This window comes from Bradyrhizobium sp. 141 (assembly GCF_023074055.1).
Classification (GTDB): domain Bacteria; phylum Pseudomonadota; class Alphaproteobacteria; order Rhizobiales; family Xanthobacteraceae; genus Bradyrhizobium.
Map to the genome: position 1 here is coordinate 1 of NZ_JADPKR010000088.1, position 5051 is coordinate 5051.

Annotated in this window: 7 protein-coding genes; 5 read left to right on the top strand and 2 right to left on the bottom strand. The window is 57.8% G+C overall.

All coding sequences use genetic code 11. The features are described from left to right. The first annotated feature begins 626 nt into the window (after positions 1–626). Positions 627–827, top strand: a complete 201-nt coding sequence (locus IVA81_RS26985) for a hypothetical protein (RefSeq protein WP_247323617.1) — start codon at positions 627–629, stop codon at positions 825–827. 119 nt (positions 828–946) lie between these two features. Beyond that, the gene (locus IVA81_RS26990; RefSeq protein ID WP_247323619.1) at positions 947–1150 is read left to right on the top strand and encodes a hypothetical protein; all 204 of its coding nucleotides are present in this window, start codon (positions 947–949) and stop codon (positions 1148–1150) included. Between the two features lie 275 nt (positions 1151–1425). Here the strand turns inward: IVA81_RS26990 and IVA81_RS26995 are convergent, their stop codons facing one another. After that, positions 1426–1665, bottom strand: a complete 240-nt coding sequence (locus tag IVA81_RS26995) for a hypothetical protein (RefSeq protein WP_247323621.1) — start codon at positions 1663–1665, stop codon at positions 1426–1428. Positions 1666–2500: 835 nt separating this feature from the next. Between IVA81_RS26995 and IVA81_RS27000 the strand changes: the two genes are divergently transcribed. The 3 genes from IVA81_RS27000 to IVA81_RS27010 all read left to right on the top strand — a co-directional run bounded on the left by IVA81_RS27000 (position 2501) and on the right by IVA81_RS27010 (position 4262). Beyond that, complete coding sequence (locus IVA81_RS27000) at positions 2501–2668, top strand: hypothetical protein (RefSeq protein WP_247323624.1); 168 nt, start codon at positions 2501–2503, stop codon at positions 2666–2668. A gap of 1006 nt (positions 2669–3674) precedes the next feature. Next, positions 3675–3938, top strand: a complete 264-nt coding sequence (locus IVA81_RS27005; RefSeq protein WP_247323627.1) for a hypothetical protein — start codon at positions 3675–3677, stop codon at positions 3936–3938. Positions 3939–4016: 78 nt separating this feature from the next. Further along, positions 4017–4262 (top strand): hypothetical protein, encoded by a 246-nt coding sequence (locus IVA81_RS27010; protein WP_247323629.1) that lies wholly within the window; start codon positions 4017–4019, stop codon positions 4260–4262. A 223-nt stretch (positions 4263–4485) separates the two neighbouring features. On the opposite strand, the gene IVA81_RS27015 is transcribed toward IVA81_RS27010, so the two are convergent. After that, positions 4486–4689, bottom strand: a complete 204-nt coding sequence (locus tag IVA81_RS27015) for a hypothetical protein (RefSeq protein ID WP_247323631.1) — start codon at positions 4687–4689, stop codon at positions 4486–4488. Between the last annotated feature and the right edge of the window lie 362 nt (positions 4690–5051).

Here is a 5051-nt window from a genome sequence, read left to right on the forward strand (position 1 = left end):
ATCGGCCGGCCTCGCTCACCTGCATTCGCCACTCGCACTCTCCTCTGCAGAGATTCGAGCTATCAACTAATGTGACGAACTTGCGTTCCAGATGACTAGAGGATCGAACGAGTTCGATTTTTGAGGGACAGAGCGGATACGTTGCGGGCATGTTCCAATAGCTTTGGTGGGGTGTTTCCGAGCGCAGTGGCCTGATTTGCCACAAATGTGGTTGCAACAAACGGAACGGTGAGTAGAAAATCGACCGTATATCGCTTCTACCGCGTGGACTAGCAGGGCATATTCAGGGAGTTCCCGTGATCGCCAGCTGCGAAGATGACGACGCCGCTATCGCCGAAAGCCAGCGGTATGTGGACGGCCTTGCAATTGAGGTCTGGGACCGCGCCCGCCGCTAGCCGTTTTGCCGTCGGTACGGCCAACTAGCTTGGTCTAGCCCCATTGGTTCGGCCTGCAGAATGGCCAATTTCGGCCGCTTCGGTGGGCAGTGGCCCGTTTCGGAGCGCGGCGGCTTTAGGTTGATGTGGGAGGGGCCTGATTATTAATGTTCACTTTGGAACAGACGAGCGCCAACCGGCATATTAGGAATCGGAATTCCGAATCCCGCGGTTAGGACCCGAGGTAGCGTCATGCAGAAGCGCCGTCGATTTAAACAAACCCTATCTCTCGAAGTGCGCCTTGACGATGAAGCTAGGCGTCTCCGCGAAGAAGCCGAATTACTTCCTCATGGGCCTGTACGCGAAGAAGCGCTCCGCAGGGCCCGGCAAGCCGAGACAGCCTCTCACGTTAGCGATTGGTTGAGATCGCCTGGCTTACAACCACCGAAATAATTGTTAGCAACTATCTGACAGCCAGCTTATTGTCCTGCCATCACCGGCCGAGGCTTTGCCCGTAGGCGTCGGTGGCTGAGAGATACGCCACGCTCCCGCCTGCATGGTAGGAGCATCAAATGGCCGACAGATTCAGCGATGAAACTCTGCGTTTGTTCGAGGCATCCGACCAGGCTATCGCTCGGAGTCGCGAGGTGATCAGACAACGCCGCGAAATCATGGCGGAATGTGAAGAAGCGTTACGGAGAAGGGAACTCCGGAGCATTTTTCGCGAAATCCCGGAACTGATGTTGGTTCCCGATGATCATTTATCGGCCCCCTGACTACATCGCAAACAAATAGAACACGCCCGCAAGGCCATTGCTTTCGCCAAGAAAGTTTTGGCGAAATCTGAGGAGGTTTTGCAAGCTACGCCTAAGTCGGGCTCATTCCTAGAGAACGGACAGAAGGAGTGAGGCCCGCCTCTTCCATTCATTCAAAGTATCCATCTGGACCCTTAGCAGACCTTTCAGGCTGCAGCGTTTCTGTCCGGCAACAGCGCCTTATGCGACGTCGACGGTTGGAAACTTTGCGATAGCGCTCGCTTTCGCCTTGATGGTCACGTCTCCGTAACCCTCCGAGACACTGCGAGGCGCCTGCCCCTGAAGAGCGTCCAGCACGCGCATCTCGACGCCTGATCAATGCCGACAGTCTTGAAGCGATGCCGCCAGCCGTGGCTCGGATCAACGTTCTGATCCTTCACCACCTCGCGCACGAACTCATTGATCTTGTTACGCGCCGTCTTCACCGCGTTGCGCACACCTAATTTGCCGGCCTTGGCGTCGCGATTGGTCTTCAATGGGGATCAAATTCGGACCTGCGTCGTGGTGACGGAGCCGAAGCCGATTTGTCGTTTCCATTCTATTGCGACATTCAAGTCTCGCTGGACGATCCGCTCAATATGGCATTCAGCGACACCAACTACTCCGTCGATGTGAGCTCATGGCGCGATGGCATCCCTCATATCCCCTAAGCGCCTTCTACAGGTCCATGAAGGATAAGGCGCTGGACAGCGTTCGTCGAGGAGTTACATTGCGACCGACAGAATTCGGGAGTGTTTTGCGTTTCGCACAGAGAAAATCCTGCCGGGCGACATCCTCGTATGCACGGGCAAAGGTGCGATCAGCGTAGCGATCAAATGGGTCGCATGGGTAAATTTCAGCCACGCCGCGATCTGTACCCGCAGCCCGCTATAGCACAGCAGGGATGGAAGTATTTCGATGCGGCGCTGGAGTGCGAGCGCGTGATTCTCGATCGCCCGGCTGGACCAGCCAACGATCGCGATGCCATCGGCAAACGAACCTTGATACGCGGTTGCTCAAGCCTATACGGTGGTTTTCCTCGCATGGCATTTGCGCCGCGAGCACGAAACTGGTGAGAAGCTGGCGCGGACAAACGGTCTCATAGGCCACGATGCCCATCTCGTTCAGGAAATTCCCGACGAAATGCTGCGGAGTTGGGCCAGCCATCACGCCACGTTACCATCCACCACCGCTTCGCCCAGAAGATCGAGGGGCTCCCGCTCTACGTTTACCTGACCCATCATGCCGTGTGGGTATCGCCTGAAGGAGAACTCGTGGATGTGACGCCCTATCCCAATCCGCGTCACGCACCGCTCGATCACGGCAAGAAAATTGCCCGATGACACAGCCGATCCGGTCGTGGTGCAGGGGCAGCCGATCCCGCTGCCGCTGCGCTTCTTTGCCGTCGACGACAACCGGGAACTGAAAGCCTACGTCGCGGAGCTCAATCGGAAAGAACAGGAGGCTTGCCGCGCTCTCTATTCGAAAGCCTCGGAGTAGGCTCGGTTCAGAGCGGCAGGTTGAATTGAGGCTCCGCTTGTACTTCGCCTTGTAGCGAGGAAAGCGAGACACAGCTCGACGATCTTTGCCCATCCTCTTTGCTGGGGACAACATCAGGTAGGTTGCGGGTATCTGCAATTAATAGTGCAGCCACCTGCTCACCATCACGCGCCGGATGTTGTCGAGGTTGGTCAAGGCGTTCAGGTGCTTTGCCCGGCTTGGGGCTATCGTTTCGGTCGAGACAGCGTTTGCCGATGAGTTGAGCGCAATCGAGACTGTCGCGATGGTCCTCAACAAGCGTATTGCCGACATCGCCCGTTAGACAAGGTTTCGTTCAACGGCGGTTATCTTCGAGTCCTCCGAGCGCGCCGACCCCCTGATAGAGAAGGCATTTCAGAACATCGCGTTCGAGGAGGACGGGAAGCGATTGCCGGTCGATTGCTATTTCATGCGCAAGCGCGAAGGCGAGCCTGGTCTCAAGGTCGCGGATGGGCGTCGACGCTTGCGCGGGGCGCGATAATGCAGGAACTGATGCCCTCGCCATTGTGGCAGGCTCAGAATGCAATCTGCGATCAGTACGGCCAGACCCTTGTTTTCGAGCGTCGCTTCACAGCGCTCCGCGCCTTTTCTGTGCGCGCCCTTCAGAGTTGCGAGGGGGCTGCTTGTAGCGCAAAGCGGGCGAAAGGCTGCTCAGACACAACCGAGTTGCCGCCACTTGCGCTGCAGTCGGCCTGGCGCCTATCAGAAAGTGTACCGGCAGTCTTCATCGCCATCATTGGTTCTGTATTGTTCTGGCAGAATCACACGATCGAAGTGAAGTTGAACAAGCTCCTCGACCACCTCGGATATACGTCACCAAAGCCGACATGGACGCTGGCTAACCGTCCAGTTGATCGGGGTCGAACACGGCTCTTGCGAGACGGGGCCAGGCGTACGAAGAGCGTTAGGCTGGCGAGGGAATCAGGTTATTGGAGAGCTATCCAATCGACATTAAACAGGCTGCAGCATGAAGCACGTCGAGGCACGCCCGTACGCCGATCCGGCCGCGGCCGCGCGCAGGCTCGTCGAGCTGACGGCGAGCATTCAGGCCATCAACGGCCGCATCCATATCGAAAAGATTAACGCGCCGTTCCTGTTCGCGCTCAGCGGCAAGGGCAGCGAGTTCGGCGCTGGTCTGCGGTTCGCGATTCAGCGCGGCTGGATCGAGCTGCACGAAAGCGGGACCTATGTGCGGCTGCTGACGCCGGGCGAGGATTTGCTGGTCCGTTAGGAGCCTCGGCACCGGCCGAGTTTTAGGAACGCATTGCCCCTTTCCGCTTAGCCCGAGCAGCAACAGGAATGCTAAGCGATGCCGCGCTATTATTTCGATCTGCATGAGGGGGATGGGGTTGCCGTCGATGAAGAGGGACTGGAACTTTCGGACATGCACGCTGTGCAGGCCGAAGCCGCCAAGTCTCTAGCGGATATGGCCCGAGAAGCGGTGCACCGCGCCGCGCGCACAGCTAAGCATCGCATGGCGATAGCGGTCAGGGACGAAGCCGGCCCGGTAATGCAGGTCAAGTTCACCTTCGAAGTCGAGAAAATTACACATTGAGGCCGCCTGACCTCTTCGCCGGAGTGATGCCGCCTCTATTGCCGCCGTCCACTCGGCAGTTGGGCATCTGACAGGAACGTCTCTTCAGCCGAGAGGTTGAGAAATCGGTCTGTGGCGCGATACGTGGATCTGTCCAGGTCCGGACCATCCACCCGGGGCGGCCCATGTCCGACGCGCGTTTGGCGATGGGCCGGTTCTCGTAAGGCCATCCCGCTTCAGCGGCTTACTTCGGCGGTTGCAGACCGGGCGAGGTCAGCCACTCGCTCAGATGCGCGCCCGTCTCCGCTAAGCGCGCCTTCCTGAGAAGGCGCTCGCGCTCAGCACCAGCGGGGAGCTGCGCAGCTTCTTCTTTGAGCTGGGTGGCCTGCTCGCCCAATCGCTCTTCAAGGGACTGGTTGTGCTTCACTCTGCGGCGTCGCTGAGACATGTGAGACATGGAGGTATTCCTTGTGCCACTGACGACGACCCTAAAACTCAAAAGGTAAGTTCAGTTCCTATGTCGGAACGAAATTAGGCCTTCAGGGGAGCGGGGATCAGCTGGCGCGCGCCCCGCGCCACTTCTCAAGCGGACCAACGATCCTGCTCTTCTTGATGTGCATGCTCGTTGAGCCGTTCGGCGAGCTGGTCGGCGAGCTCCTCTGTCTCGGCAGTTGCGACCGGCTCCCCCTTTTGTCTTTTCAACTTTTCATCCTAGTCACGTGAATCTAAAGTTCGCCACATAAAGTCTGTTGAGCTTTGTGGCAGAAGCGTTTGACGGAAGCCAAAATCTGATCGGCTGACTTGGTCCAT

Bases quoted from the DNA above. Each gene is read 5' to 3' on its own strand.
- IVA81_RS26985 (WP_247323617.1), top strand. From the start codon at position 627: ATGCAGAAGCGCCGTCGATTTAAACAAACCCTATCTCTCGAAGTGCGC.
- IVA81_RS26990 (WP_247323619.1), top strand. From the start codon at position 947: ATGGCCGACAGATTCAGCGATGAAACTCTGCGTTTGTTCGAGGCATCC.
- IVA81_RS27005 (WP_247323627.1), top strand. From the start codon at position 3,675: ATGAAGCACGTCGAGGCACGCCCGTACGCCGATCCGGCCGCGGCCGCG.
- IVA81_RS27010 (WP_247323629.1), top strand. From the start codon at position 4,017: ATGCCGCGCTATTATTTCGATCTGCATGAGGGGGATGGGGTTGCCGTC.
- IVA81_RS27015 (WP_247323631.1), bottom strand. From the start codon at position 4,689: ATGTCTCAGCGACGCCGCAGAGTGAAGCACAACCAGTCCCTTGAAGAG.